Origin of the sequence: Lichenibacterium ramalinae (assembly GCF_004137085.1) — a bacterium.
Taxonomy (GTDB): domain Bacteria; phylum Pseudomonadota; class Alphaproteobacteria; order Rhizobiales; family Beijerinckiaceae; genus Lichenihabitans; species Lichenihabitans ramalinae.
Map to the genome: position 1 here is coordinate 1 of NZ_QYBC01000051.1, position 1,224 is coordinate 1,224.

Genomic DNA, 1,224 nt, shown 5'->3' on the forward strand with positions numbered 1-1,224 from the left:
ACGACGTCGCGGTCGCGCACCGTCATCGTCTCGTCGAGCGAGCGGTCGTCCGTGTAGACCCGCTGCACCCCGTAGCCCTGGGCCGGCGTGAAGCGGTGGTAGTAGGTTTCTTCCAGCAGCGTCTCGTCCGGGACGGCGTCGCGGTCGTGCTTGTGGGGCGGGTAGCTCGACCAGTTGCCCGGCGGCGTCACCACCTCGACCACCAGCAGGCTTTCGGCGCGCTCGTCCGTGTCGGCCAGGATGTTGCGGACGTGGCGGGTGTTGGAGCCCTTGCCGCGCGTCTCCTCGCTCACGTCCTCCGGGGGGATCAGCAGGGCGGGCCGGGCGCCGGTGCCGGGCGCCGAGCAGACCGCGACCTCGCAGGCGCCCTCGGCCGCGACCGTGAAGCGCGAGTTCGCCGGCACGTAGACCGACCAGGGCCGGCCTTCGAAGACCGAGGCGCGCTCGCCGATCACGCCGAAGTCCCGGTCCCCGGCGGTGACGCGGGCCCGGCCCGACACCATCACGATGCAGACCTCGCGCGCGCCCGTCTCGGCCGCGATGCTGCCGCCGTCCGGCAGGTCATGGGCGTCGAAGCCCACATAGGTCCAGCCGGCGGATTCAGGCGTGACGTGGTGCACCCGGCCGCCGGCATCGGCCGCCGAGGGGTGGAGCAGGAGGGGCGAATGGGGCATGGCTGGTCGTCTCCTCGGTTCCGCCGGTCAGCGCAGGCCCGCCTCGGCGAGCACGCGCCTGAGGTGCTCGACGCCCATCGTGGCATAGCGGAGCGGGTTCGCCTTCTCGGGGTCCTGCTCGGCCTCGATCACCACCCAGCCGGAATAGCCGGGCAGGGCGCGGAACACCGCGCCGTAATCCACCATGCCGTCGCCCGGCACCGTGTAGATGCCGATCTCGTCGCCGGGCCCCAGCACGGCGTCGAGGAAGCTCCAGTCCTCGCGGCGCGCCCGCTCCATCACGGCACGGCGCACGTCCTTGACGTGGACGTGGCCGATCCGGTCGCGGTAGCGCGCCGCCAGGGCTGCCGGGTCCGCACCGCCCCAGGTGGCATGGCCGGTGTCGAGCAGCAGCTGCGCGGGCGCCCGCGTGTGGGCCATGAAGGCGTCGATGTCGGCCTCTGTCTCGACGATCGTGCCCATGTGGTGGTGGTAGCACAGGCGTAGGCCCTCGGCGGCGAGGAGTTCGGCGAGTTCGGTGATCCTGGCGCCGTAGCCGGCCCAGTCGCCC

The 1,224-nt window shown here is 72.7% G+C and carries 2 protein-coding genes; both read right to left on the reverse strand.

What is annotated here, in order from left to right; all coding sequences use genetic code 11:
* Positions 1 to 674 (reverse strand): 5-deoxy-glucuronate isomerase (iolB, locus tag D3272_RS26835; RefSeq protein WP_129222298.1); only part of this gene is annotated, 674 nt, incomplete at its 3' end.
* Positions 675 to 701: 27 nt separating this feature from the next.
* Positions 702 to 1,224: TIM barrel protein (locus D3272_RS26840; RefSeq protein WP_165361557.1), on the reverse strand; the 523-nt coding region annotated here is incomplete at its 5' end.